Annotated in this window: 24 protein-coding genes; 14 read left to right on the forward strand and 10 right to left on the reverse strand. The window is 73.2% G+C overall.

The features are described from left to right. Positions 1–3 precede the first annotated feature (3 nt). Positions 4–603 carry a class I SAM-dependent methyltransferase gene (locus ACIBK5_RS04460; protein ID WP_399016047.1) on the forward strand — a complete coding sequence of 200 codons (600 nt, stop codon included), beginning with the start codon at positions 4–6 and terminating at the stop codon, positions 601–603. Positions 604–672: 69 nt separating this feature from the next. On the opposite strand, the gene ACIBK5_RS04465 is transcribed toward ACIBK5_RS04460, so the two are convergent. Continuing rightward, the gene (locus tag ACIBK5_RS04465; RefSeq protein WP_399016049.1) at positions 673–1,575 is read right to left on the reverse strand and encodes an oxygenase MpaB family protein; all 903 of its coding nucleotides are present in this window, start codon (positions 1,573–1,575) and stop codon (positions 673–675) included. A 99-nt stretch (positions 1,576–1,674) separates the two neighbouring features. On the opposite strand from ACIBK5_RS04465, the gene ACIBK5_RS04470 reads away from it, so the two are divergent. Both ACIBK5_RS04470 and ACIBK5_RS04475 read left to right on the forward strand, forming a co-directional pair. Further along, the gene (locus ACIBK5_RS04470) at positions 1,675–1,983 is read left to right on the forward strand and encodes a hypothetical protein (RefSeq protein ID WP_399016051.1); all 309 of its coding nucleotides are present in this window, start codon (positions 1,675–1,677) and stop codon (positions 1,981–1,983) included. A 134-nt stretch (positions 1,984–2,117) separates the two neighbouring features. After that, complete coding sequence (locus ACIBK5_RS04475; protein WP_399016054.1) at positions 2,118–3,128, forward strand: hypothetical protein; 1,011 nt, start codon at positions 2,118–2,120, stop codon at positions 3,126–3,128. A gap of 36 nt (positions 3,129–3,164) precedes the next feature. Here ACIBK5_RS04475 and ACIBK5_RS04480 read toward each other — a convergent pair whose 3' ends face one another. Continuing rightward, positions 3,165–3,347: a hypothetical protein gene (locus tag ACIBK5_RS04480; RefSeq protein ID WP_382487386.1), complete on the reverse strand. Its 183-nt coding sequence runs from the start codon at positions 3,345–3,347 to the stop codon at positions 3,165–3,167. A gap of 322 nt (positions 3,348–3,669) precedes the next feature. Between ACIBK5_RS04480 and ACIBK5_RS04485 the strand changes: the two genes are divergently transcribed. Together ACIBK5_RS04485 and ACIBK5_RS04490 are read left to right on the forward strand one after the other, a co-directional pair. After that, complete coding sequence (locus ACIBK5_RS04485) at positions 3,670–6,480, forward strand: DEAD/DEAH box helicase (RefSeq protein ID WP_399016056.1); 2,811 nt, start codon at positions 3,670–3,672, stop codon at positions 6,478–6,480. Continuing rightward, positions 6,477–7,754, forward strand: coding sequence for an SWF or SNF family helicase (locus ACIBK5_RS04490; RefSeq protein ID WP_399016058.1), 1,278 nt, complete (start codon positions 6,477–6,479; stop codon positions 7,752–7,754). Before ACIBK5_RS04485 ends, ACIBK5_RS04490 begins: the two co-directional genes overlap by 4 nt. Here ACIBK5_RS04490 and ACIBK5_RS04495 read toward each other — a convergent pair. Both ACIBK5_RS04495 and xylA read right to left on the reverse strand, forming a co-directional pair. Then, complete coding sequence (locus ACIBK5_RS04495) at positions 7,743–8,063, reverse strand: hypothetical protein (RefSeq protein WP_399016060.1); 321 nt, start codon at positions 8,061–8,063, stop codon at positions 7,743–7,745. The two genes, ACIBK5_RS04490 and ACIBK5_RS04495, sit on opposite strands and share 12 nt — an antisense overlap. A gap of 126 nt (positions 8,064–8,189) precedes the next feature. Then, positions 8,190–9,356, reverse strand: a complete 1,167-nt coding sequence (gene xylA / locus ACIBK5_RS04500; RefSeq protein WP_399016063.1) for a xylose isomerase — start codon at positions 9,354–9,356, stop codon at positions 8,190–8,192. 151 nt (positions 9,357–9,507) lie between these two features. Here xylA and xylB point away from each other — a divergent pair, with 151 nt between their 5' ends. The 6 genes from xylB (at position 9,508) to ACIBK5_RS04530 (ending at position 16,002) form a co-directional block, all read left to right on the forward strand. Next, positions 9,508–10,950: a xylulokinase gene (gene xylB, locus ACIBK5_RS04505; protein WP_399016065.1), complete on the forward strand. Its 1,443-nt coding sequence runs from the start codon at positions 9,508–9,510 to the stop codon at positions 10,948–10,950. A 15-nt stretch (positions 10,951–10,965) separates the two neighbouring features. Continuing rightward, positions 10,966–12,174 carry an ROK family protein gene (locus ACIBK5_RS04510; protein WP_399016067.1) on the forward strand — a complete coding sequence of 403 codons (1,209 nt, stop codon included), beginning with the start codon at positions 10,966–10,968 and terminating at the stop codon, positions 12,172–12,174. 149 nt (positions 12,175–12,323) lie between these two features. Beyond that, positions 12,324–12,956, forward strand: a complete 633-nt coding sequence (locus ACIBK5_RS04515) for an N-acetylmuramoyl-L-alanine amidase (protein WP_399016068.1) — start codon at positions 12,324–12,326, stop codon at positions 12,954–12,956. A gap of 115 nt (positions 12,957–13,071) precedes the next feature. After that, a complete protein-coding gene (locus tag ACIBK5_RS04520; protein ID WP_399016071.1) occupies positions 13,072–13,467 on the forward strand; it encodes a luciferase family protein in 396 nt (131 codons plus the stop codon). Positions 13,468–13,470: 3 nt separating this feature from the next. Next, positions 13,471–14,643: an NUDIX domain-containing protein gene (locus ACIBK5_RS04525; RefSeq protein WP_399016072.1), complete on the forward strand. Its 1,173-nt coding sequence runs from the start codon at positions 13,471–13,473 to the stop codon at positions 14,641–14,643. A 180-nt stretch (positions 14,644–14,823) separates the two neighbouring features. After that, on the forward strand, positions 14,824–16,002 hold the full coding sequence (locus ACIBK5_RS04530; protein WP_399016074.1) for a phosphodiester glycosidase family protein: 1,179 nt from the start codon (positions 14,824–14,826) through the stop codon (positions 16,000–16,002). Between the two features lie 82 nt (positions 16,003–16,084). Here ACIBK5_RS04530 and ACIBK5_RS04535 read toward each other — a convergent pair whose 3' ends face one another. The 6 genes from ACIBK5_RS04535 to ACIBK5_RS04560 form a co-directional block, all read right to left on the reverse strand. Continuing rightward, positions 16,085–16,279, reverse strand: a complete 195-nt coding sequence (locus ACIBK5_RS04535) for a hypothetical protein (protein WP_189724366.1) — start codon at positions 16,277–16,279, stop codon at positions 16,085–16,087. Between the two features lie 111 nt (positions 16,280–16,390). After that, the gene (locus tag ACIBK5_RS04540; protein ID WP_399016077.1) at positions 16,391–17,254 is read right to left on the reverse strand and encodes a phosphatidylinositol-specific phospholipase C/glycerophosphodiester phosphodiesterase family protein; all 864 of its coding nucleotides are present in this window, start codon (positions 17,252–17,254) and stop codon (positions 16,391–16,393) included. A gap of 215 nt (positions 17,255–17,469) precedes the next feature. Continuing rightward, positions 17,470–18,543 (reverse strand): acyl-CoA dehydrogenase family protein, encoded by a 1,074-nt coding sequence (locus ACIBK5_RS04545; RefSeq protein ID WP_399016079.1) that lies wholly within the window; start codon positions 18,541–18,543, stop codon positions 17,470–17,472. Then, complete coding sequence (locus ACIBK5_RS04550; RefSeq protein ID WP_399016259.1) at positions 18,540–19,721, reverse strand: acyl-CoA dehydrogenase family protein; 1,182 nt, start codon at positions 19,719–19,721, stop codon at positions 18,540–18,542. The genes ACIBK5_RS04545 and ACIBK5_RS04550 overlap by 4 nt, the downstream gene beginning before the upstream one ends. Positions 19,722–19,741: 20 nt before the next feature. Further along, positions 19,742–20,710 carry an NADPH:quinone oxidoreductase family protein gene (locus ACIBK5_RS04555; protein WP_399016081.1) on the reverse strand — a complete coding sequence of 323 codons (969 nt, stop codon included), beginning with the start codon at positions 20,708–20,710 and terminating at the stop codon, positions 19,742–19,744. A gap of 87 nt (positions 20,711–20,797) precedes the next feature. Next, positions 20,798–21,370, reverse strand: coding sequence for a helix-turn-helix domain-containing protein (locus ACIBK5_RS04560; RefSeq protein WP_399016083.1), 573 nt, complete (start codon positions 21,368–21,370; stop codon positions 20,798–20,800). A gap of 76 nt (positions 21,371–21,446) precedes the next feature. Here ACIBK5_RS04560 and ACIBK5_RS04565 point away from each other — a divergent pair, with 76 nt between their 5' ends. The 3 genes from ACIBK5_RS04565 to ACIBK5_RS04575 all read left to right on the forward strand — a co-directional run bounded on the left by ACIBK5_RS04565 (position 21,447) and on the right by ACIBK5_RS04575 (position 24,533). Further along, positions 21,447–22,448 carry an NAD(P)/FAD-dependent oxidoreductase gene (locus tag ACIBK5_RS04565; protein ID WP_399016084.1) on the forward strand — a complete coding sequence of 334 codons (1,002 nt, stop codon included), beginning with the start codon at positions 21,447–21,449 and terminating at the stop codon, positions 22,446–22,448. An 82-nt stretch (positions 22,449–22,530) separates the two neighbouring features. Continuing rightward, entirely contained in the window at positions 22,531–24,069 is a 1,539-nt protein-coding gene (locus ACIBK5_RS04570; RefSeq protein ID WP_399016086.1) for an ATP-dependent DNA ligase, read from the forward strand. Next, positions 24,066–24,533 carry an NUDIX domain-containing protein gene (locus ACIBK5_RS04575; RefSeq protein ID WP_399016089.1) on the forward strand — a complete coding sequence of 156 codons (468 nt, stop codon included), beginning with the start codon at positions 24,066–24,068 and terminating at the stop codon, positions 24,531–24,533. Before ACIBK5_RS04570 ends, ACIBK5_RS04575 begins: the two co-directional genes overlap by 4 nt. The last annotated feature ends 38 nt before the right edge of the window (positions 24,534–24,571 follow it).

Below are 24,571 nucleotides of genomic sequence, written 5' to 3' on the forward strand. Positions count from 1 at the left end.
TACATGAGCGACGACCAGACGCGTGTCCAGGAGTTCTTCACCCCCCGTGCCGCCGGCTGGGACAGCAGGTTCCCCGACGACGGTCCGGCCTACGCGGCGGCCGTCGCCGAGCTCGGACTGCGCGCGGGCGGCCTGGTGCTCGACGCGGGCTGCGGCACCGGACGCGCCCTGCCGCCCCTGCGTGCCGCCGTGGGGCCCTCGGGGGTGGTCCTCGGGGCCGATCTGACCCCGGCCATGCTGCGGGAGGCCGTACGGGCCGGACGGGACCGCGACGGGCAGCTGCTGCTCACGGATGTCGCCGCGCTGCCGTTGCGCTCGCGGTCGCTGGACGCGGTGTTCGGGGCGGGCCTCGTCTCGCACCTGGCTAGCCCGGCCGAGAACCTGCGCGAGCTGGCGCGGGTGGTGCGTCCCGGTGGTGTGCTGGCGCTGTTCCATCCGATCGGCAGGGCGGCACTGGCCGCACGCCACGGCCGCCCGCTCACCCCGGACGACCTGCGCGCCGAGCCCAACCTCCGTCCGCTGCTGGCCGGTTCCGGGTGGCGTATGACGTCGTACGCCGACGAGGACACCCGCTTCCTGGCGCTCGCCGTCCGCGAGGACTGAGCCGCCGCGTCACCCGGGCTCGGTGTCCCTTCCGCCGCGTCACCCGGGCTCGGTGTCCCTTCCGCCGCGTCACCCGGGCTCGGTGTCACCCTCCGCCGTGTGCCGCACGGGGCAGCCGCGGAGGCCCGGGACCGGTCGCGTGCCGAGGTCGGCGAGGCGGTAACCGTACGGGTAGCCCTTGATCTCCCAGTTCTGGCGGGCGAAGTGCGGGGCGCGCCGGGGCGCCATCAGCCGGACGGCGCGCCCTCGGAGCCGTACCGCGCGACGCACCCACGCGCGCGTGGCGGCGCTCGGCGGGGTGTAGCGGAAGGCGTGCAGGAGCGAGTCGTCGAGCAGCGCGAGGGTGGTGGTGCGCAGCAGGGGTGCGAGCGGGCGCGGGTACCAGGACGCCATCAGGTCGAGCGTGGCGTCCGAGACCCGCCGGGCCTCCGCGTCCCAGGCGAAGTGGGCCGCCTCGTAGTCGTCGAGGCAGGTCTCGAACTCCTCGTAGGTCTCGGGGATGTCCTTGATGCCCATGTGCCGGCCCAGCGTGCCGTAGTGGACGGCACTGGCGACGATCTCGTGGCGTGACATCCTGCGCCACCCGTAGGCGTCGATCCACCGTTTGGGCATCACGACGAACGTGCAGAGCACGTAGCGCATGTCGTCGTCGCTGATGTCGTAGCCGCGGTGCATCTGGTTGATGCGGCGGATCGCGGTCTTCCCCTGGTCGCTGCCGAAGCCGTGCTCGACGACGGCGTCCAGGAGCAGCGAGGTGTCGTCGTAGCGCTTCTGCGTCCGCTCCGTGAGCTCCGCGGTCTCCGCGAGCAGCCGGCCGATGCTCGGGACGGCGTAGGTGCGGTACAGGGCCAGCTCCAGGGCGCGGGTGAAGTCCCAGGGGAACTCGTACGCGACGCTCAGCCGGTAGATCTCCGTGGCCTCCTGATACGGGTCCATCCGCCGGATCCGAGCCAGCCGGTCGAAGCGCTTCACCGTGCCGTCCCCCTTCTGTCACAGGTTCTCCAACTTTACGTTGGTGACCGGGAGATGAAAGATCAGACGCAACAACCGCACAGGGGGAAGGTGGTTCATATGTGGGGCAGGTTCCGCAAGGCCGGGGGAAGGGTCGCCGGCGCGCTGCGCACGGAGACCAAGACGGAGACCAGGGCCGACGGGGGCAAACGTCCACCCAACCTTTTCGAGGCTGCCGCGGTCTATGTCGCGGCGTGCGCGGAGGACGACCAGGAGCGGGCCGACGAGGCGTCCGGCTGGGTGTCGCCGGAGGCGCTGTCGTTCGGGGTGAACGAGCTGGCCTGCCGGGCCGTCATCGCGCTCGCGCGGGAACGCGGCGAGTCGCCGCGGACCGTGGCCCGTGAGTTGCTGGGGCTGCCGACGGCGTGACGAGCACGGTCCGGACGGCCGATTCGCCCCGTCCGCCGGAAAACTGCAGCTCGGGTGCGCTTGCCAGGGTCGTGACAAGCGGCTTCCGCGCGCACTAGGGTGCGCGCGATCGGACGAACGATGGGGAGGCTGGGATGGCCGGGACGGACGAGGACGCCGTCGCCGCCGCGGACGACGCGCTCTATGTGCTGACGGCGGTACTGCTGACGCCTGCGAAGTTCCCGAGCGTCCTGGGCGACGACTATCCGGAGGCGTGCGCGGCGCTCGGTCTCGCACCGCTCGCCGACGGGTACGGGCTGGTGCTCGGCCAGGACGGCGACGGCTCGCGGTGGACCGTCGCGATCGACGACGTCTCCCTGGTCGCCGTCGCGATCGCGTCCTGGGACTGCGGCATGGAGTACGAGCTGTCGCCCGACGAGCGCTCGGTCGTGGCGGCCCTGCCCGGCTGGCCGCTCGCGGTCGCCGTCGCGGCGCCCGGGGTGCCCGCGCCGCACGATCCCGGCCCGGAGGCCGACGACCGGCCGCCACTGGCTCCGCCGGACACCACCGTCTGGGGGCCGGCTCAGCGGCGTCTGGGCGCGGACGAGATCGCACTCCAGTGGGCGACCTGGCGGGAGCAGGTGAACGACTCGGAATTTTCGGCGCCTGGGTCCTCGGGGACACCGGAATCCTCGGAGGTCACGGAGTCCTCAGGAGTCACGGAGTCCTCGGAGGTGTCGGGGTCCTCGGAGGTGTCGGGGTCCTCGGAGGTGTCGGGGTCCTCGGAGGTGTCGGGGTCCTCGGAGGTGTCGGAGTCGTCAGAGGTGTCGGAGGTGTCGGGCGAAGGGGGCGAGGCGGCCGACGTCGCGGACGGGAGCGGGGAGAACGGCCGGCCGGGACACAGCGGCATCCGGCGGGTCCTCGCGGAGGCCCGCACCTACATCGACTCGCCGCCGCCGCTGGGCCGGGTCCGGTCGTCGTTCGCGACGAGTGACGCGCGGATCCTGCGGGCCGACGGTCCGGGCTGGTCGCTCGTGGCCAGGACCGACGACATGGCCTTCGTGCTGCTCGACGAGGAACCCGGCGAGGTCCTGCCCGTGGGCCGGGGTCCGGAACTGCCAGGCCTCCTCGAGGCGCTCGACAAGATGGCCGTACGGCCGAACTGATCCGGCGACGGCCTTCGGCCGCGCCGGATCAGCGCCTCAGCGACCGAGTTCCTTACGGGTGGCGCGGCGCAGCCTGCGCCGCTGCGACGGGTCCAGCGTGAGATACGCGGCGGCCGGGACTCCCAGGATGATCAGGAGCGATGCCCACCAGGGCAGCCAGATCAACAGGATGAGCCCGGCCGCCACACCACCCGCGGCGATCTTGGCGTTCTTGGACATGACTGTCGCCTCCTTCGCGGCCACTGCCGCTCTCTGTCTCGAAAACGGGTCCGCGCTTGTGGCGGTTCCTGACCGCGCCCCTGAGACATCCCTGAGGTGCGACCCCTACACACCCCTGACCTCCTCATAGTGACCCAGGTCACACCCTAGTCATACCCGTGTGCGCCAGACGTGCTGTACCCTCGGCGACTCCGACCAACTAGTCAAGTTTGAGGAATCAGCCATAGCCGAGCACCAGACTCCCCCGGCACCCTCCTCCTCACCCTCCTCCTCGCCTTCCCCCGAAGCTTCCCTGGCCTCCGAACTGGCCCGCTGCCGCGCCGTGTTCCTGCCCGGCGACCCGGCCCGCACCGGCGGACTCGCCTTCTGGCGCACCGACGGCGAGGCCCTGCCCGCCGTGGCACCGGGGTCCGTCACGAACCTGACCGTCGTCGTGCCGGGCAGCGACGGAATCGAGGCGGAGAGCGTGCCCGCCGTCCTGGTTCCGGTGCACGCGGCCCTGCCGGTCCTCACCCGCGCGCGGGTGAGCGCGCAGGGGCACCGGTCCACCGTGTTCTGGGGCGCCGCGGCCCTGCACGCCCTGCACCTCGTGGCGCAGGGGCTGCTGTTGCCGGGGCTGTCCCCGGGCGACCACGACGCCTGGCGCACGGGCCCCCTGCGCGCCCAGGACGTCGAGGCCCTCCGCCGGCTCGCCGCCGCGATGCCGCCCGAGGCACACGCCGTACCGCTCGCGGGCCCGGGGCCGCTGCGGCTGCCCGACCCGGAGCGGCTCCTGCGCGCCTTCCTCGACGCCGTCGCCGACACCCTGCCCCGCTCCCCAGCCGCACCGCTGGTGACCGGCGGTCCCGCCTACGCGTCGCCCGAGCCGGTGCATCTTCCCGAGCAGCGGGCCTGGGCCGCCGACGTCGCCGCGGGACACGACGCCGGCGTGCGGCTGTCGCTGCGGATCGAGGCGCCCGGCCTGACGGACGCGGTGGCCGCCGCGGACGTGACGTTCCGGGCCGTGCTCCAGGTTCACGGCGTGAGCGATCCCGCACTGGTCGCGGACGCGGCTGACGTCTGGGCGGGTGCCAGGGGCGAGGACTTCGGCCCGCGCGCGCGGATGGACGCCCTGCTCGCCCTGCGGCGCGCCGCCCGGGCCTGGGCTCCGCTCGCGCCGCTGCTGTCGGCGACCGTGCCCGACGCGGTCGAACTCGCCGACGAGGAGGTCACCGAGCTGCTCGGCGCGGGAGCCCGTGCACTGGCGGCGGCCGGAGTCGACGTGCACTGGCCGAAGGGACTCACCCGCGAGCTCTCCACACGCGCGGAGGTGGGGCCGGTGGGGACTTTCGGCGACGACGTGGAGGAGCAGGAGTCCGGCAGGTCCGCAGCGGCCCTGCCGTCGTTCCTGTCCGCCGACGCGCTACTGGCCTTCAACTGGTCGTTCGCGCTGGGCGACCGGCGGCTGAGCCGCGAGGAGCTGGACCGGCTCGCCGAGACCAAGCGCCCCGTGGTGCGGCTGCGTGACCAGTGGGTCCTGATCGACCCTCAGCAGGTACGGCTCGCCCGCTCCCGGCAGGACCACAAGGTCACACCGGTGGACGCGCTGGGCGCGGCCCTGACGGGCTGGGCGGAGGTGGAGGGCGACCGGGTCGAGGTGCGGCCCACCGGGTGGCTGGCGGCCTTGCGGGAGCGGCTCGCGGATCCCGAGGCGCAGCAGCCCGTGGAGCAGCCCGCCGCCCTCGCGGCCACCCTGCGGGACTACCAGCGGCGGGGCCTGAACTGGCTCGCCGGCATGACCTCCCTGGGCCTCGGCTGCTGTCTCGCCGACGACATGGGCCTCGGCAAGACGATCACGCTGATCGCCCTGCACCTGCACCGGCAGACCGACACCGAGTCCGCCGGACCCACCCTGGTGGTCTGCCCGACGTCTCTGATGGGCAACTGGCAGCGGGAGATCGAGCGGTTCGCGCCCGGCACCCCCGTGCGGCGCTTCCACGGAGCACGGCGCGGCCTCGACGACCTGGCCGACGGGGAGTTCGTGCTCACCACGTACGGCACGATGCGTCTGGACGCGCCCCGGCTCGCCGGGGTGCCGTGGGGCATGCTCGTGGCGGACGAGGCCCAGCACGTGAAGAACCCGTACTCCTCGACCGCCCGGGAGCTGCGTGCCATCGGCGCACGCGCGCGCGTGGCGCTCACCGGCACCCCGGTGGAGAACAACCTGTCGGAGCTGTGGGCGATCCTCGACTGGACCACTCCGGGGCTGCTGGGCCGCCTCGGCACCTTCCGCAGACGGTACGCGGAGGCCGTCGAGGGCGGCCAGGACCCGGCAGCCGCGGACCGGCTGGCCCGGCTCGTACGGCCGTTCCTGCTCCGCCGCCGCAAGGCGGACCCGGGGATCGCGCCCGAGCTGCCGCCGAAGACGGAGACCGATCACGCCGTGTCGCTCACCCAGGAGCAGACGGGGCTGTACGAGGCGGTGGTGCGCGAGGCGCTGGCGGAGATCTCCGGCGCCGGCAGCATGGCGCGACGCGGCCTGATCGTGAAGCTGCTGACCGGCCTCAAGCAGATCTGCAACCACCCGGCGCAGTACCTCAAGGAGGAACGCCCGGTGATCGCCGGACGCTCCGGGAAGCTGGAACTGCTGGACGAACTGCTGGAGACGATTCTCGCCGAGGAGGCGGGCGTGCTGGTCTTCACACAGTACGTCCAGATGGCCCGCCTGCTCGAACGGCATCTGGCCGCCCGGGGCACGCCCTCGCAGTTCCTGCACGGCGGGACGCCCGTCAGCGAGCGCGAGGCCATGGTGCGGCGCTTCCAGGACGGCGAAGTGCCGGTGTTCCTGTTGTCGTTGAAGGCGGCGGGCACCGGTCTGAACCTCACCCGGGCCGAGCACGTCGTGCACTACGACCGCTGGTGGAACCCGGCCGTCGAGGCGCAGGCCACCGACCGCGCCTACCGCATCGGCCAGACCCGGCCCGTGCAGGTGCACCGGATCATCGCGGAGGGAACCATCGAGGACCGCATCGCCGAACTGCTGGTCCGCAAGCGGAAGCTGGCGGACGCCGTCCTGGGCTCCGGCGAGGCGGCGCTCACGGAGCTGACGGACGCGGAACTGGCGGAACTGGTCGAACTGCGAGGGGCGCGATGACCCGGTACGACGGTGACATGGAGCGCACGTTCACGGCACTGCCGCCCGCGCACGGGCGAGGCTTCGCACGGTCCTGGTGGGGCCAGGCCTGGCTGAAGGCGTTGGAGGACACGGCGCTGGACTCGGCGCAGCTCAAGGCGGGCCGCCGGCTCGCCCGCGCGGGAGCGGTCGGCGCGGTGTCGGTGCGCCCGGGACGGCTCACGGCCGTCGTCCAGGACCGCGACCGCACGACGCACCGGGCCGACGTCCTGCTCGAGGAGCTCTCACCCGAACAGTGGGACCGCTTGCTGGACATGACGGTGGAGCGGGCCGGACATGTGGCGGCGCTGCTGGACCGGGAGATGCCGCCGCAGCTGGTCGAGGACGCGGCGGCCGCGGGCGTCGAACTGCTGCCGGGCCTCGGCGATCTGGAGCCGCGGTGCGACTGCGACGCCTGGGACCACTGCGGGCACACGGCGGCGCTCTGCTACCAGGTGGCGCGGCTGCTGGACCACGATCCGTTCGTTCTGATGCTGATGCGGGGCCGCGACGAAACCGCCCTGCTGGACGATCTCCAGACCCGCGGCGGCGGATCCGCCGTGGAGCCCTCCGGGGCGGAGGGCGTGGACCCGGCCGAGGCGTACGGGGCCGGTGACATCCTGCCCCCGCTGCCCGCCCTGCCCGGACTCCCCGACGAGCCGGGGATACCGCCGTCCCTGGACACCGAGACCCCGCCGGCTCCCGGCATCGACCCGGCCGCGCTGGAGTTCCTGGCCGTGCGGACCGCCGTACAGGCCCACCGCCTGCTCGCGGAGGCCCTCCGAGGCACCTCCGACGCGGAGTTGGCGGTGGCGCAGGACGCGGTGCGGCTGGCCGCGGGCGATCCCGGACGCGAAGTGGCGGACCGTCTCGCCGACGGGTCGGGACGCGGCCGGGAGGGCCTCGAAGCGGCGGTCCGTGCCTGGCACCTCGGCGGTGCGGCCGCGCTCTCCGTGCTCGACGAGGAGTGGCGGGTGGAGGGTGAAGCGCTCGCACGCGCGCGTGCCGCCCTGGAGGCGGCCTGGGATACGGACGAGCGGCCGGAGCTGCGGGCGCGGGACAACCGGTGGACGGTCGCCGGCGCACCGGTCCAGCTGCGCCTCGGCCGGGACGGCCGATGGTGGCCGTACCTCAGGGAACGCGGCCGCTGGATGCCCGCGGGAGGCGCCGCACAGGATCCGGCGACGGCCCTGACCTCGGTGGAGCCGGCCCCCGGAGAGGGAGCCGCACCGGAAGACGCGCCCCTACGGCAGTAGCTCGCCGGCGTCCAGGGACGGGAGGAGCGATTCGAGGTCGCTGGGCAGCTCACTCGGCAATCGGCTCGGAAAGCCCGACGGCAACCGGGTCCGCAGCTCGCTGGGCAACGCTGTGGGCAGCTTCGTGGGGATGCCGTAGGACGGACCAGGGGTGCGGCTCGTGCTCCCGGCGGGCGGCTCCCCGTCCGGCGAGCCGTCGCTCCCCCTGGCCATCAGCACCACCGCGCACACGGCTGCGGCGGCCACGAGCGCGGTGAGCAGGATGAACAGCGGATTCCGCCGCTGAGGCGGTACGGGCGGCAGGGCCATACCGACCAGGGTCACCGTGCACCGCTCAAGGCGCGAGCGGTGCACGGGAGTTGCTACGGACTCATGGCGTGGATCGCATGATTCCGTAGCATTCCCGGCGGTACGGACTCAGCGGGCTCGGTGAACTCAGCCGCGTGCCCCCAGCAGATGATCCATGGCGAGCTGGTCCAGGTGCTCGAAGGCCATGCCGCGGGCGGCGGCCGCGTCGACGTCGAAGGCCTCGAAGGCCGACCGGTCGGAGAGCAGGGCCTGGAGGCCGTCCGCCGCGGTGGGCTGGGCCAGCTCGTCCAGGCGGGCCGCGCGCAGCGCCTCCTGGACCTCCGGGTCGGCACGGAAGGCCGCGGCCCGGTCCTTGAGGATGAGGTAGTTGCGCATACAGCCGGCCGCCGACGCCCACACCCCGTCGAGGTCCTCGGTCCGCGGGGGCTTGAAGTCGAAGTGCCGCGGGCCGGTGTAGCCGGCCGACTCCAGCAGGTCGACCAGCCAGAACGCGGCACGCAGATCGCCGGCGCCGAAGCGCAGGTCCTGGTCGTACTTGATGCCGGACTGGCCGTTGAGGTCGATGTGGAACAACTTGCCCGCCCACAGGGCCTGCGCGATGCCGTGCGGGAAGTTCAGCCCGGCCATCTGCTCGTGCCCGACCTCGGGGTTGACGCCGTACAGCTCCGGACGCTCCAGGCGGTCGATGAACGCCAGCGCGTGGCCGACGGTCGGCAGCAGGATGTCGCCGCGCGGCTCGTTCGGCTTGGGCTCGATCGCGAAGCGCAGGTCGTAGCCCTGGGAGATGACGTACTCGCCGAGCAGGTCGAAGGCCTCCTTCATCCGGTCCAGGGCCGCGCGGACGTCCTTGGCGGCACCGGACTCGGCGCCTTCACGGCCACCCCATGCCACGTACACCTGGGCGCCGAGCTCGGCGGCGAGGTCGATGTTGCGGATGGTCTTGCGCAGCGCGTAGCGGCGCACGTCGCGGTCGTTGGCGGTGAACGCGCCGTCCTTGAAGACCGGGTGCGTGAAGAGGTTGGTGGTCGCCATCGGGACCTTCATGCCCGTGGCGTCCAGCGCCTGCCGGAAGCGCTTGATGTGGGCCTCGCGCTCGGTGTCGCTCGAGCCGAACGGGATCAGGTCGTCGTCGTGGAAGGTCACGCCGTGCGCGCCGAGCTCGGACAGGCGCTGCACCGACTCGACGGGGTCGAGGGCCCGCCGCGTGGCGTCGCCGAAGGGATCCCGTCCCTGCCAGCCGACGGTCCACAGGCCGAAGGTGAACCTGTCCTCGGGGGTGGGCTGGTAGCTCATGCCGGGGCTCCTTGCTCGCTGAGACTATTTCGTCATGGCGATTTACAAATTAGTATGCGAGCACCTCTCTGGGAAGAGACAGCACCTCTCTGGGAAGAGACAAGGTGACTCCGACCGGAGACACGTGCCCCGTGCAGTAGGGAGAAGCCCGATGTCAGCAGCCGAGGGTCCGCTCGTCGTCGGCGTGGACTCGTCCACCCAGTCCACCAAGGCGCTGGTCGTCGACGCGGCCACCGGCCGGGTCGTGGCGAGCGGCCAGGCCCCGCACACCGTCTCCTCGGGAGCCGGTCGCGAGAGTGATCCGCGCCAGTGGTGGGACGCGCTGTGCGAGGCCCTGCGCCAGTGCGGTGACGCGGCGCACGAGGCGGCCGCGGTGTCGGTCGGCGGACAGCAGCACGGCCTGGTCACCCTGGACGAGCGGGGTGAGCCGGTGCGTCCGGCCCTGCTGTGGAACGACGTGCGCTCGGCGCCGCAGGCACGCCGGCTGACGGAGGAACTGGGCGGCGCGAAGTTCTGGGCCGAGCGCACCGGAAGCGTCCCCGCCGCCTCCTTCACGGTCACCAAGTGGGCCTGGCTGGCCGAGCACGAGCCGGAGGCGGTCCGGGCCACCAGGGCCTTGCGCCTCCCCCACGACTACCTCACCGAGCGGCTCACCGGGCAGGGCACGACCGACCGCGGCGACGTCTCCGGGACGGGCTGGTGGGCGTCCGGCACGGAGTCGTACGACGAGGGGATCCTCGCGCACGTGGGGCTCGACCCGGCCCTGCTGCCCCGTGTGGTCCGGCCCGGGGAGGTGGCGGGCACAGTGCACAGCCACGAGCTGCCGTTCTCCAAGGGCACTCTGGTCGCGCCCGGGACCGGCGACAACGCCGCGGCGGCGCTGGGCCTCGGACTGCGTCCGGGTGTGCCGGTGATGAGCCTCGGCACCTCGGGCACGGTGTACGCCGTGTCGCGGCACCGGCCCGCCGACCCGAGCGGCACGGTGGCGGGCTTCGCCGACGCCCGCGGTGACTGGCTGCCGCTGGCCTGCACCCTGAACTGCACACTCGCCGTCGACCGCGTCGCGACGCTGCTGGGCCTGGACCGCGACGCCGTGGAACCCGGTACGGCCGTCACCCTGCTGCCCTACCTGGACGGCGAACGCACCCCGAACCTGCCGAACGCCTCCGGCCTGTTGCACGGTCTGCGCCACGACACGACCGGCGGCCAACTGCTCCAGGCCGCCTACGACGGTGCCGTGCACTCCCTGCTCGGCGCGCTCGACCTGGTCCTGGACCAGGACGCGGACTCCTCGGCGCCGCTGCTGCTGATCGGCGGCGGCGCCCGGGGCGCGGCCTGGCAGCAGACCGTGCGGAGGCTGTCGGGGCGTCCCGTGCAGGTGCCCGAGGCCAAGGAGCTGGTGGCGCTCGGCGCCGCCGCCCAGGCGGCCGGGCTGCTGACCGGGGAGGACGCGGCGGCCGTGGCGCGTCGCTGGGACACGGCGGCCGGGCCGGTGCTCGACGCCGTCGAGCGGGACGAGGAGACGCTGGCCAGGATCGCCGGGGTACTCTCCGACGCGGCCCCGCTGCTGGAGCGGCCCACGGACACCCACTGAGGACTGGCGTCAGGCATGACCGCACCGCCGCACGAGGCGCACCCGGCCGGGCCGGGACGCGCGCTGCCCGACACCCAGCAGGGCATGCGCCGCCGCAACCTCGCCCGTGTCCTGCACTCCGTCCGCGCCGAGGGGCCGATGTCCCGGGCCGCCGTCGCGTCGCGGATCGGGCTGACCCGGGCAGCGGTGTCGACGCTCGTCGACGAACTCGTCCGCTCGGGGCTGATCGAGGAGCTGGGCCCCGAGCGGCCCGGCCGGGTGGGCCGCCCCGGCTCCGCGCTCGCCGTCAGCGCACGGGGCCCGGCCGGGATCGGCGCGGAGATCGGCGTCGACCATCTCGCGGTCTGCGCCGTCGACCTGCGCGGCACGACCAGGGCGCGCGCGATACGGCAGGGCGCGAACCGCGGCCGCTCCCCCGGGCCAGTGACAGCGGAACTCACCGAGCTGATCGGCCGGGTCGTCGCCGAGGCGGAGGGCGAGGGCCTGTGGCCCGCCGGGCTCGCCGTGGCCGTACCGGGTCTGGTGGCGCGCGACGCCCGGACCGTCGTACGCGCCCCGAACCTCGACTGGCACGACACGGACCTCGGTGCCCTGCTGCCGGCGGACCTGCCGTTGACCGTGGACAACGAGGCCAACTTCGGCGCGCTCGCCGAGCTCTGGCTGGAGAACGGCACACCGCGCGACTTCCTGCATGTGTCGGCGGAGATCGGCATCGGTGCGGCCGTCGTCGTGGACGGCGGACTGCTGCGGGGAACACGCGGTTTCGCGGGCGAGCTGGGACATGTGCCGGTCCGGCCGGACGGGCCGGCGTGCGCGTGCGGCGGGCGTGGATGCCTGGAGCAGTACGCCGGTGAGGAGGCGGTGCTGCGTGCGGCGGGCCTGGAGCCGGGCGAGGACCGCGTGGGGCTGCTCGCGGGCCGCGCCGCCCAGGGTGACGAGGACGTACGCCGTGCCCTGCGCGACGCGGGCACCGCGCTCGGTGTGGCCCTGACCGGGGCGGTCAACCTGCTCGACCCGCAGAGCGTGGTGCTGGGTGGGGAGCTGTCCGGTCTCGCGCCCTGGCTGCTGCCCTCGCTGCGGGAGGAGCTGGCGCGGCGCACGGCGGGTCCGGCCTGTCCCGTGTCCGTGTCTCGGCTGGGCCCGCAGGGGCCGCTGCTGGGGGCCGCGCACTCGGTGGTGCGGGCGGTGCTGGACGATCCGGCAGCCGTCGCCGAGCGGGCCTGACCACCGGACCGCCGAGGGACGGGCGGACCCGGCCGGGGTTCCCGGACGGCCCGAATCACCCGATGGGGTGGGCGAGTTGTCCACAGTCCCCCGCCCGTCCACGGATCCACGTCGCTCCCTGCTGAGGGGCCGGCAGGCGCCGTAACGTGATGATCCGTCGAAGCGAAAGGCATCCCGTCGTGAACCAGGCAGCATCGCTCCCCAGCAGGCGAGGAGTCCTCGTGGGCGCAGCCCTCACCGCCGTGCCGTACGTCCTGCTCCCCGGCACCCGGGCCGCGGCCCGGCCCCAAGCCCCCGACCACCCGGGCGCCGAGTGGCACCCGGCGACCGCCGCCAACTACACGGCGTCGAACCGTCCCCGCGGCCATCCCGTCGACCGGGTGATCATCCATGTCGCGCAGACGACCTTCTCCGGCACCCTGTCCATCTTCCGGAATCCGGGGAAGCAGGTGTCCGCGCACTATGTGGTGCGGTCGGCCGACGGCCATGTGGCGCAGTGCGTGCGCGAGGCCGACATCGCGTGGCACGCGGGGAACTGGGACTACAACAAGCGTGCCATCGGCATCGAGCACGAGGGCTGGGTGGACCAGCCCTCGTACTTCACCGACGTCGTGTACCAGGAATCGGCCCGGCTCACCGCGGCGATCTGCGCGCGGTACGGCATCCCCCGGAACCGGGAACACATCATCGGCCACCACGAGGTACCGGGCAGCGACCACACCGACCCGGGGCGCCACTGGGACTGGAAGCGCTACCTGAGACTGGTCAGAGACTCCGGCTGAGAAGGAGCCACCCGAGCACTCCGGCCCCGCCTCGCGTCCCCCGCCCCACCTCACGTCCCGGTTACAAAGCGCTCAACCTCTGGTTGCGGCACGGTAAGCGCGCAACGATGGGGCCATGACTCTGGCCCAGCGCGCCATGGAGCGCCTGCAGGCCTGGCCCGACCTGATGCCGGGCCCGGCGAGTTGCGGTACCGGACGGGCGCTCCGTTCCGTCCGTGACGAGATCGTCCACTTCCACTCGGCACGGGACGTGGACCTCCACCTCACCCGCCGGGCCATCCAGCGGTTCCACTACGACCTCGCCGGTTCGAGCGCGATCCACCTGGTTCCCGGATCGTGCTGGGTGACGGTCCACCTCGACTGCGAAGCGGACGTCGACCTGCTGCTCAGTCTGGTGAGCATCGCGCTCAAGGCCCACCAGACCCCGCCCGCAGCCGACGAGCCGCGACTCGTCGGCTGCAACTTCCACCGTGTCAGGGTGCTTCCGCGCGACGCCGCCGCGGGCGGCTGAGCCTTGGTGACACGATCGGAGGATGTCAACGCCGAGGCCTGGCGTGCGTACGGAGCCCATCATCTGCGGCGTGGCACGGAGCTGTCCGAGGTGACGCGGATCGACTGGGGTGTCGAGGGCACCGGGCCGGGGGCCGAGGTTCTCGGGGAGCTCGCGGGCCGGCGGGTGCTGGACCTCGGGTGCGGTCCGGCCCGGCACGCCGCCCACCTGGTGCGTGCCCACGGCGCGCTGGTGGACGCGGTCGACGCCTCGGCCGGCCAGTACGAGCGGGGCCGTGCCCGGTACGGCTCGCTGCCCGGGCTGCGGCTGGTCCTGGCCGACGCGGTGGAGCATCTGCGCACGGCGGAGCCGTACGACGTCATCTACTCCCTGCATGCCGTCCCGTACCTCGACCCGCACCGGCTGCTGCCCGCCCTCGCCGCGGCGCTCAAGCCGGGCGGCAGGCTCTGCTTCACGGTGCTGCACACCAACTCGGGCGGTGACGGCCCCTCGGACCGGGTCACGGCCCGGCCCGAGATCCTGCGGCCGGCCGGCGGCGGTGACATCACCGTCCACATGTGGGTCCTCACCCCGGAGCTCTGGACGGAGCTGCTGACCGAGTACGGACTGCGTGTGGAGCACGTCGAGGTCCTCGACACACCGCAGGCCGGGAACCACGCGTCCTACCGGCTCTTCCAGGTGACCCGGCCCTTCCGTCTCTCCTCCCGGCCGCGGATCGACAAGCCGCCGCTCGCCCATGCCACGCTCGGGGCCGGAGCGATCCTGTACGGGCCGCGCGGGCTGCTTCTCGGGCGGCACCGGCTCGGGACGTGGGAGCTGCCCGGCGGGGCGGTGGAGCCCGGGGAGTCCTTGCAGGAGGCGGTTGTCCGGGAGCTGGGTGAGGAGACGGGGATCGAGGCCCGGCCGGAGGATGTGCGGCTGCTGGGAACGCTCGTGGGCGACGCGGGCGGTGTCGTCCGGGTGACCGTCGCGGCCCGGGTCACCGCCTGGCGGGGCGAGCCGGCGGACCAGCCCGAGGAGAGCGTGGGCCGCTGGCGCTGGTTCGGCCTGGACCGGCTGCCTGAGCAGCTGTTCGTGTGCAGCGCGCAGGCCCTCACGGCTTGGCGGCCCGGCCTGCCGATCGACCACTCGCCCGCGCACTACACGCCGTACGCCACCGGAACGGACGGCAGCTGAAGCACCCGGAGGGGTGTGTTTTTCCGACTTTTCCCGCGTAGTCGGCAGTCAGCCGTACTCCTGTGCCCCGACGTCTGGTCCACTGCCCTGAGGACTTCTGACGAGGCATCAGGGGGTACGGCGGTGACAGGTCGTCACAAGCGGCGCGGAGCAGGCAGAGCGGTACTGGCATTTCTCACGGTGTTCGGCGCACTGGTCGGTACGGGTGTGGCGGGAGCGGCCGAGGCAGACGCCGTCCAGAAGCGCGTCCGTGTCGCGCCGGGCGTCACCTACGAGCACTTCGACATCCAGGCCGCCAAGGGGGTGACACACGCGCATGTGCTGAAGGTCGACCTGGGCAACCCGCGGGTCCAGGTGGAGCTGCTGTACCCCGGGGCGGTGGCCTCGCGCGCGCAGGTCTCGCGGATGGCCGACGCCCAGAGGGCCGTCGCCGGGGTCAACGGCGACTTCTTCAACATCACCGAGACGCAGCACCCGGGCGTCGAGGCGACCGGCGCGAGCGTGGGCCCGGCGATCACGGCCGGGCGGACCCTCAAGGCGGCCGTACCGAACGGCCAGCGGTTCGGCCCGGCGCTGCCGCCCGGCACTACCACCGAGGACGTGTTCGGTGTCGGCACCGACGGACGGGCCCGGCTGGACCGGCTGTCTCTCGACGGCTCGGTCCGCGCCTCCGGGTCGCGGCTGCCGCTCGGCGGGCTCAACCAGTACGCGCTTCCGGTGGGTTCCGTCGGCGCGTTCACCTCCGAGTGGGGCAGCGCCTCCCGGGTGCGTGCCACCTGCGGCACGGACACGGACCGGGCCGCTCCGTGCAGCACCGACACCTACGAGGTGACGGTCCGCGACGGCAAGGTCGTGTCGGCCGCCGACACCCCCGGCCGCGGTCCCATCGCCGCGGGGACGACCGTGCTGGTCGGCCGGGAGGCGGGCGCCCAGCGGCTGCGGAAGTTCTCCACCGGCGAAGCGGTCGAGATCGAGCACAGCCTCGTCGCGGCCACGAGCGGCGTCCCGTACCGTCTCGCGCTCGGCGGCTACCCGGTCCTCTCGGGCGGCCGGCCGCTGCCGGGTCTGGACGACACGGCGTCGGCCGTCCGTACGGCCGTGGGGCTCGCCGACGACGGGCGGCGCATGCTGCTGCTCGCGCTGGACGGTGGCACCGCCTACCGCAGCGGCCTGACGATCGCCGAAGTGGCCGACACCATGCGACGGCTGGGTTCGCGGGAGGCCTTGAGCCTGGACGGCGGCGGGTCGTCGACGCTGGTCGCCCGGAAGCCGGGCGCGAGCACCGTGTCCGTACGCAACCACCCGAGCGGCGGGGCGGAACGCGCCGTCCCGAACGGCATCGGCGTGTTCTCGGGCTGACGGCCTCAGGACTCAGGCCTCAGGGGCTCAGGGCTTCAAGGCCTCATGCCTCAAGGCCTCAAGGCCTCAAGGCCTCAAGGCCTCAAGGCCTCAAGCTGCTGACGATCTCCGCCGTGGCCGTGATCCCGCTGTGGATGGTGGGGGCGATGCTCGTGCTGGCCAGATAGAAGCCGAGCAGCAGACAGACCAGCGCATGGGAGACCTTCAGCCCGCCGTTGCGCAGGAAGATCACCGCAAGGATCACGAGCAGCAGCACCACAGAGATGGAAATGGCCATCGTCAACTCCTCCGCCACGCCGCCCTATCCGATTCACGGCGTTCGGCCGCAAGTGTGGCGTAGCGGAGGGTTCGTCCGGGTGGCTGACCTGTCCGCCGAACGTGTGATGTCCTACGCCGCCCGGCGGGCGTCCAGGAACGCCTCCAGTCCGGCGAGGTCATCGGTGTTGAGATGGTCGACGTCCGCGGCGAGCAGTTCGGCCCACACCGCGTCACGGGCGGGTCCGGCCAGATCCGGGGTCGCCCAGAACCGCACCCTCTGCCCCCGCGCGTGCGCGGCCCGGACGATGCCCCGCAGCTTCTCCCGCTCGGGGTCCGGGAACGCGCCCACGCCCTGCCAGGTGAAGTTGAGCGTCCAGTTGTCGCTGATCAGCGGGATGAAGGAGGCCGGCGCCTGGCTGCCGAGGTCGGCGAGGCGGCCGTCGTAGAAGGCGCGCCGGACGCTCTGGGCCTCCATGGGTGCGCGGGCCGCCCGGTCGCCGGATATCACGGCGGTGACCGGGCCGGGGAGGACACGGCCGTGGGCGTATGTCGTGAACAGATGGCGGTAGCGCCGCAGATGGCGGTCGAGCTCGAGATACGTCGACGAGCCCTCGGTCTTGATGTCGACGAGGAGTTGCAGGGAGCCGCGGTACCCCCGGTACACGCGGCCCTTGTTGGCCCGGACCCGGGCGGCGAGCGGTTCGAGGTAGAGGGACTCGAGGGTGCGGGACGGGTCGAGGTCCTCCGGGTCGTGGGCGACGAGCAACTGGTCGCCCACGAGGTAGATGTCGGCCTCGACGCTGCCGAAGCGGTGGTCGAGGGCGTCGAGGAGGGGGCGCGGGTGCTCGTAGTCGTTGTGGGCGTGGGCGCGCCACAACGGGCGGCGCCCGTGCCCTCGTTCGCCGGCCGCCGCGGGCGTGGCGGGGAGGGCGACCGAGCCCGCGAGGGCGGCGCCGAGGGTGGTGAGGGCTCTGCGACGGGTGGTGAGGGCCATGCTCTGCCTCCCTGGAAGTGCCGTACGGGAACCCTGTGAGTATGGGTCCCGGCAGGTCCAGGAGGCAGGCCCGTGCGGGGAGTTGGCCGGACTGCCGCCACGCGTTCACTTCGCCGGAGCGGGGCGCACGAGAAAGCCCGCCCCGGGTGGGACGGGCTTTCCCCGGGGGTTCCCGGGCTTTCTCCTCGCGTCGACCAGTTACGTCCAGGTGTACGTCAGGGGGCCTGGAGGTCGACCAGTCCGGCCAGGGCCTCGCGGTGGGCGCCCGCCGTGCCGTAGGCGATCGAGTCGGCCTTCGCACGCTTCAGGTACAGGTGCGCCGGGTGCTCCCACGTCATGCCGATGCCGCCGTGCAGTTGCAGTGCCTCCTCGGCGGCGTGGACGGCCACGGGTGCCGCGAAGGCCTGGGCTACGGTGACCGCCACGTCGACGTCCTCGCCCGTGGCCAGCGCGTCGGCGGCGTTGCGGGCGGCCGCGCGAAGGTTGACCACCTCGAGCCAGAGCTGGGCCAGCCGGTGCTTGAGCGACTGGAAGCCGCCGACGGGACGGTTGAACTGCTTGCGCTCCTTCAGGTAGCGGACGGTCTCCGTCAGCGCCCAGTCGGCGAGCCCGAACTGTTCGGAGGCGAGCAGTCCGGCTCCGGCGGTCAGCGCCCTGCGTACGGCGGGCTCGGCGTCGCCCAGCAGCCGGGCCGGCACCCCGTCGAGCGTGACGGTCGCCAGCGGGCGGGTCAGGTCCAGGGAGACCTGGGGCGTGACCGTCGCCGCCGTGGCGTCGACCGCGTACAGGCCGCCGTCGTCGGCGGGCACCAGCAGCACGTCCGCGACGGCGGCGTCCGCGATGCCGGTCAGTTCACCGCTCAGTCGGCCGTCCTCGTGCCGGACGACCTTGTAGGCGGTGCCGGGCGCGACGCTGAGGGAGACCGCGAGGGCGCCGATCCGCCGCCCGGACGCCAGGTCGGCGAGCAGATCGTCGGCGTCGCAGGCGAGCAGTGCCTCGGTGGCGACGACGGCGCTGGTCAGATAGGGCACGGGAGCGACCGCGCGGCCCAGTTCCTCCAGGACGACGGCGGCTTCGCGGTGCGTGGCGCCCTGGCCGCCTTTCGCCTCGGGCACCAGGAGCCCGGCGAGGCCCATGCCGTCGGCGAGCGCCTTCCACGCCTCACGGTGGTGCGGGGCGTCCGACTCGGTGCGGGCGATCACGCCGGGCGCGTCGCAGTGATCGGCGAGCAGGTCCCGTACGGCGGCCCGCAGTGCCTCTTCCTCCTCGGAGTAGAGAAGATCCGTCATCGGGCCAGGTCCTTCCAGGCGACGTCCTTGTCGGTGCGCGGTTCGGCGGGCAGGCCGAGGACGCGCTCGGCGACGATGTTCAGCAGGACCTCGGTGGTCCCGCCCTCGATGCTGTTGCCCTTGGAGCGCAGATAGCGGTAGCCGGCCTCGCGGCCGGTGAAGTCGACCAGTTCCGGGCGGCGCATGGTCCAGTCGTCGTACAGCAGGCCCTCCTCGCCGAGGAGTTCCACGTCCAGGCCGCTGATCTCCTGGTTGAGGCGGGCGAAGGCGAGCTTCATTCCGGCGCCTTCGGGACCGGGCTGGCCCACCACGAGCTGCTGGCGCAGCCGTTCGCTGGTGAGCCGTGCGACCTCGGCCTCGACCCAGAGCTTCAGCAGACGCTGGTGCAGGTCGTGGGTGCGCAGCTCGGGCCGCTCGCGCCAGGTCTTGGAGACCGGTCCGATCATGCCGCCCTCGCGGGGCAGGCGCATGCCGCCGATGGCGACGCGTTCGTTGTTCAGCGTGGTCTGCGCGACCCGCCAGCCGTCGCCGACCTCGCCGAGGCGGCGCGTGTCCGGGATGCGGACATCGGTGAGGAACACCTCGTTGAACTCGGCCTCGCCGGTGACCTGCCGCAGCGGCCGCACCTCGACGCCCGGGTCGGTCATGTCGCAGACGTAGTAGGTGATGCCCCGGTGCTTGGGCACGTCCGGGTCGGTGCGCGCGATGAGGATCGCCCAGCGGGCCACATGGGCGCTGGACGTCCAGACCTTCTGCCCGTTGATGACCCAGCTGTCGCCCTCACGGACGGCACGCGTGCCGAGCGCGGCGAGGTCGGACCCGGCGCCCGGCTCGCTGAACAGCTGGCACCAGACCTCCTCGCCCACCCAGAGGGGCCTGAGGAACCGCTGTTTCTGCTCCTCGGTGCCGTACTTGAGGATCGTCGGCGCGGCCATCCCGAGGCCGATGCCGATCCGCCGCGGGTCGTTGTCGGGCGCCCCGGCGGCCTCCAGCTCGGCGTCCACGACGGCCTGGAGGGAACGGGGTGCCCCGACTCCGCCGAGGCCCTCCGGGTAGTGCACCCACGCGAGGCCGGCGTCGAAACGGGCCCGGAGGAAGTCCAGGCGGTCGGTCGAGGCCGGCGGGTGCGCGGCCAGCAACTCCCTTGTACGGCCGCGCAGTTCCTCGGCGCCGATCACACTGCGCTGCTCCGCGCTGGTCATGCTGCTGCCTCCTCCATGACGACGGCGACCCGTCCGGTGGTCAGGCCGTCCGCGACCTTCTGCACGGCGGCGGCCGCGCCCGCGAGCGGGACGCGCTCGCTCACCAGCGGCTTGATCGCGCCCCGGGCGGCCAGCTCGGTGAGCTGCTCGTGGCAGTGCTGGACCAGCTTCGGGTTCTTGGTGTTGTAGAGGCCCCAGTGCAGACCCATGATCGAGTAGTTCTTCACCAGGGCGTGGTTCAGGGCCGGGCTGGGAATCGTGCCGCCGGCGAAGCCGACGACGATGATGCGCCCCTCGAAGGCGACGACCTTGGCGGACTGGGCGTAGGCCTCGCCGCCGACCGGGTCGTAGACCACGTCGGCGCCCCGGCCGCCGGTGGCCTCCTTGACGGCGGCGACGACGTCCTGGGCGCGCCGGTCGATCACGACGTCGCAGCCCAGCTCACGGGCGACGGCCGCTTTCGCGGGACCGCCGACGACACCGATGACGGTGGCGCCGGCGGCCTTCCCGAGCTGCACGGCCGCGCTGCCGACCCCTCCTGCGGCAGCGTGGACGAGCAGGGTCTCGCCGGCCTCCAGACCGGCCCGGCGGTGCAGCCCGAACCAGCCGGTCTGGTAGCCGATGTGCAGGGCCGCGGCCTCCGCGTCGTCCAGGGCGTCCGGCGCGGGCAGCAGTGCGGCGGCATCGGCGACGGCGTACTCGGCGAAGCCGCCGTGGGGCAGCGCCGGGTTGGCGATCACCCGGCGGCCGTCCTCGGTCTCGCCGCAGATCTCCACGCCGGGGGTGAACGGCAACGGGGGCCTGACCTGGTACTGGCCCCGGCACAGCAGGGCGTCCGGGAAGTTGATGTTCGCGGCGCGCACCTTCAGCAGGACCTGGCCGTCGCCGGGCACCGGTCGCGCCACGTCCGCCAGGCGCAACACCTCGCTCGGCTCGCCGTTCTCGTGCACTTGCCATGCCTGCATGCGGGGCCTCCACGGGACTGCTTCGTCTGACCGGGGTCGGGTTGCATACTAAGCGGTCGCTTGCCGATCAGGGAACAGTCATGTGGGTCACGACTTCCTGGGCCGCGCCCGCACATGCATCCGCTCGCCCTGCGGACCGAACAGACTGAGGAACTCGGCGGGCCCCTCCCCCGTCGAGCCGAACCAGTGAGGCACTCGTGTGTCGAACTCGGCCGCCTCCCCCGCCGTGAGCACCACGTCGTGCTCGCCCAGCACGAGGCGCAGCCTCCCGGACAGCACGTACAACCACTCGTAGCCCTCGTGGGTGCGCGGCTCCGGTTCCTCCTTCCGCACGGGCTCCAGCACCTTGTAGGCCTGCAGGCCGCCCGGCTGACGGGTGAGCGGCCAGAGGGTGCGGCCGCCCATCGTGATCGGCTTGGACCGCACACGCGGATCGCCCGTCGGCGGGGCGCCGACCAGCTCGTCCAGGGCCACCTGGTGAGCGCGCGCGATCGGCAGCAGCAGTTCCAGACTGGGTTTACGCAGTCCTGACTCCAGCCGGGACAGGGTGCTGACGGAGATGCCGGTGGTCTCGGAGAGCGCCGCCAGGGTCACCTCCCGCTCCTTCCGCATCTGCCGCAGCCGGGGGCCGACGCCCGCGAGTACCTCGTCCGTGGTCATGGTCGTATTGCAGGTTCGGCAAACATGTTTGTCAATCCCGCGGGCCGGGGCGACGCTCGGCACTGGAGGTGGTCACATGACCGAGAAGTACGCAGTCGTGGTCGTCGGCGGCGGTGCCGCGGGTCTGTCGGCGGCGCTGGTGCTGGGCCGGGCCCGGCAGCGCACGCTGGTCGTCGACGCGGGCGAGCCGCGCAACGCGCCCGCCGCGCACATGCAGGGCTTCCTGACCCGGGACGGCATGCCGCCCGCCGAGCTCCTCGCCGTCGGCCGGGAGGAGATCGCGCGCTACGGCGTGGAGCTCGTGCGGGACCGGGTGGTGGAGGTGGAGCGGGGCGAGTACGCCGCCGTGGAGCCGGGCAAGGACGCCACCGTGGAGCCGGGCGAGGACGCCGCCGTGGAGCGGGGCGAGGACTTCACCGTCGTACTGGCCGGCGGGCGCACCGTACGGGCCCGGCGGCTGGTCGTCGCGACCGGGCTGAAGGACGAGCTGCCGGCGGTCCCAGGCCTGGCCGGGCGGTTCGGCCGGGACGTGCTGCACTGCCCGTTCTGCCACGGCTGGGAGGTGCGCGACCAGCCGTTCGGCGTGCTCGGTACGTCCCCGAAGAGCGTGCACCAGGCGCTGATGGTCTCCCAGTGGTCGAAGGACGTGCGGTTCTTCCTGCACACGGTCGCCGAGGAGGAGCTGTCCGACGAGGATCTGCGCCGGCTCGCCGCGGCCGGGGTCGACGTGGTGCCGGGCGAGGTCACGGGGCTGCTGGTCGAGGACGACCGGCTCACCGGCGTCCGGCTCGCCGACGGCACGACGCACGCCCGGTCCGTGCTGTTCGTCGCCCCGCACGCCGTCCCGCGGACCGGCCTGCTGGAACGGCTCGGCGCCGAGCTGCACGAGACGCCGTTCGGGGCGTACCCGGTGGTCGACCCGACCGGTCTGACGACGGTGCCCGGCGTCTGGGCCGCCGGCAACGCGATCGGCTTCGCCGAGCAGGTCGTGCACGCGGCGAGCGGCGGCTACCGGGCTGCGTCCGCGATCGTCGGGGATCTGCTGATGACGGACCTCGACGCGGCCGCCGGGCTGTAGCAGGACCACTCCCGGCCAAACGGCCAGACCTCGACGCGGCCGCCCGGGTGTAGAGGGGCCGCCTCCGGTGCACCATGGCTGCATGCTGCTGCACCGGCTGGCCCGAGTGTCCCAGGAGGTCGCCGCCACCTCGGCGCGGTCCCGGAAGACGGCCCTGCTCGCGGAGCTGTTCCGGGACGCGGAGGCGGACGACGTGCCGATCGTCATCCCGTATCTGGCGGGACGGCTGCCGCAGGGCCGGATCGGCGTCGGCTGGAAGGTGCTGAGCCGCTCGGTCGCCCCGGCCGCCGAGCCGGGTCTGACCGTGCGGGAGGTGGACGCCCGGCTCGCGGAGCTGAGCAAGGTGTCCGGCCCCGGCTCCCAGGCGGAACGGGCCCGGCTGGTCGGGGAGTTGATGGGCGCGGCCACCGAGGACGAGCAACGGTTCCTGCTCGGGCTGCTCACCGGCGAGGTGCGGCAGGGCGCGCTGGACGCCGTCGCGGTCGAGGGACTGGCCCAGGCGACCGGGGCGCCCCCGGCGGACGTACGACGGGCGGTGATGCTCGCGGGGTCCCTCCAGGCGGTGGCCGAGGCACTGCTCGCGGAGGGCCCCGCCGCCCTGGACCGCTTCCGCCTCACGGTCGGCCGCCCGGTCTGGCCGATGCTGGCGCACAGCGCCTCCTCGGTCGCCGAGGCGGTGGGCAAGCTCGGGGCCTGCGCGGTCGAGGAGAAGCTGGACGGCATCCGCGTCCAGGTGCACCGGGACGGCGGCACGGTACGGCTCTACACCCGCACCCTCGACGACATCACCGACCGTCTGCCCGAAGTGACGGCCGCCGCCCTGGAGTTGCGGGGCGAGCGGTTCATCCTGGACGGGGAGGTGATCTCCTTCGACGGGGGCGGCCGCCCCCGCTCGTTCCAGGAGACCGCCGGTCGCGTCGGCTCCCGCACGGACGTGGCCACGGCCGCCCGCGCGGTCCCCGTCGCCCCCGTCTTCTTCGACGCGCTCTCCGTCGACGGCCGCGACCTGCTCGACCTGCCGTTCGCCGAGCGGCACACGGAGCTGGCCCGGCTGGTCCCCGAGCCGATGCGGGTACGGCGCACCACGATGTCCGGGCCGGACGACGTGGGCACGGCGGAGGAGTTCCTCGCCGAGACCCTGAAGCGCGGCCACGAGGGCGTCGTCGTCAAGGCCCTCGACGCGTCCTACAGCGCGGGGCGGCGCGGGGCGTCCTGGCTGAAGGTCAAACCGGTCCACACGCTCGACCTGGTGGTGCTGGCCGCCGAGTGGGGCCACGGCCGCCGCACCGGCAAGCTCTCCAACCTCCACCTCGGCGCCCGCACCGCCGACGGCGGCCTCGCCATGCTCGGCAAGACCTTCAAGGGCATGACCGACGCCCTGCTGACCTGGCAGACCGAGCGGCTCCGGCAGCTCGCCGTCGACGACGACGGACATGTCGTGACCGTACGCCCGGAACTCGTCGTCGAGATCGCCTACGACGGTCTGCAACGCTCCACCCGCTACCCGGCCGGCGTCACCCTGCGCTTCGCCCGTGTGATCCGCTACCGGGAGGACAAGCGCGCGGAGGACGCCGACACCGTGGAGACGCTGCTGGCCGCGCATCCGCAGGTGCGTCCGTGAAGCGCAGTGCGGGCCTGCTGCTCTTCCGGAGGGGACCCCGCACCGACGACGGCCCGGAAGTGCTGCTCGGCCACATGGGCGGCCCGTTCTTCGCCCGGCGCGACGCCGGGGCGTGGACCGTCCCCAAGGGCGAGTACGAGCCCGACGAGTCCCCCTGGGCGGCCGCCCGCCGAGAGTTCGAGGAGGAACTGGGGCTGCCCCCGCCCGACGGCGAGGCCGTCGCCCTGGGCGAGGTCCGGCAGACAGGCGGCAAGATCGTCACGGTGTGGGCGATCGAGGCGGACCTCGACCCGGCGACGATCGCGCCCGGCACGTTCCGGATGGAGTGGCCGCCGAAGTCGGGACGGCTCCAGGAGTTCCCCGAACTGGACCGGGTCGCGTGGTTCGCCCTCGACCGGGCCCGCGAGGTGATCGTCAAGGCGCAGGCGGCGTTTCTCGACCGCCTGGCGGAGCACTCGCACTGAGGAGACGCTCCCGCGTTGCGGTCCCCTCCGCCGCGCGG

Origin of the sequence: Streptomyces sp. NPDC050546 (assembly GCF_044457425.1) — a bacterium.
GTDB lineage: Bacteria > Actinomycetota > Actinomycetes > Streptomycetales > Streptomycetaceae > Streptomyces.

Coding starts and splice junctions, on each gene's coding strand:
- ACIBK5_RS04460 (WP_399016047.1), top strand. CDS start 4: ATGAGCGACGACCAGACGCGTGTCCAGGAGTTCTTCACCCCCCGTGCC.
- ACIBK5_RS04470 (WP_399016051.1), top strand. CDS start 1,675: ATGTGGGGCAGGTTCCGCAAGGCCGGGGGAAGGGTCGCCGGCGCGCTG.
- ACIBK5_RS04475 (WP_399016054.1), top strand. CDS start 2,118: ATGGCCGGGACGGACGAGGACGCCGTCGCCGCCGCGGACGACGCGCTC.
- ACIBK5_RS04480 (WP_382487386.1), bottom strand. CDS start 3,347: ATGTCCAAGAACGCCAAGATCGCCGCGGGTGGTGTGGCGGCCGGGCTC.
- ACIBK5_RS04490 (WP_399016058.1), top strand. CDS start 6,477: ATGACCCGGTACGACGGTGACATGGAGCGCACGTTCACGGCACTGCCG.
- ACIBK5_RS04495 (WP_399016060.1), bottom strand. CDS start 8,063: ATGGCCCTGCCGCCCGTACCGCCTCAGCGGCGGAATCCGCTGTTCATC.
- xylA (WP_399016063.1), bottom strand. CDS start 9,356: ATGAGCTACCAGCCCACCCCCGAGGACAGGTTCACCTTCGGCCTGTGG.
- xylB (WP_399016065.1), top strand. CDS start 9,508: ATGTCAGCAGCCGAGGGTCCGCTCGTCGTCGGCGTGGACTCGTCCACC.
- ACIBK5_RS04510 (WP_399016067.1), top strand. CDS start 10,966: ATGACCGCACCGCCGCACGAGGCGCACCCGGCCGGGCCGGGACGCGCG.
- ACIBK5_RS04515 (WP_399016068.1), top strand. CDS start 12,324: ATGATCCGTCGAAGCGAAAGGCATCCCGTCGTGAACCAGGCAGCATCG.
- ACIBK5_RS04520 (WP_399016071.1), top strand. CDS start 13,072: ATGACTCTGGCCCAGCGCGCCATGGAGCGCCTGCAGGCCTGGCCCGAC.
- ACIBK5_RS04535 (WP_189724366.1), bottom strand. CDS start 16,279: ATGGCCATTTCCATCTCTGTGGTGCTGCTGCTCGTGATCCTTGCGGTG.
- ACIBK5_RS04540 (WP_399016077.1), bottom strand. CDS start 17,254: ATGGCCCTCACCACCCGTCGCAGAGCCCTCACCACCCTCGGCGCCGCC.
- ACIBK5_RS04545 (WP_399016079.1), bottom strand. CDS start 18,543: ATGACGGATCTTCTCTACTCCGAGGAGGAAGAGGCACTGCGGGCCGCC.
- ACIBK5_RS04555 (WP_399016081.1), bottom strand. CDS start 20,710: ATGCAGGCATGGCAAGTGCACGAGAACGGCGAGCCGAGCGAGGTGTTG.
- ACIBK5_RS04560 (WP_399016083.1), bottom strand. CDS start 21,370: ATGACCACGGACGAGGTACTCGCGGGCGTCGGCCCCCGGCTGCGGCAG.
- ACIBK5_RS04565 (WP_399016084.1), top strand. CDS start 21,447: ATGACCGAGAAGTACGCAGTCGTGGTCGTCGGCGGCGGTGCCGCGGGT.
- ACIBK5_RS04570 (WP_399016086.1), top strand. CDS start 22,531: ATGCTGCTGCACCGGCTGGCCCGAGTGTCCCAGGAGGTCGCCGCCACC.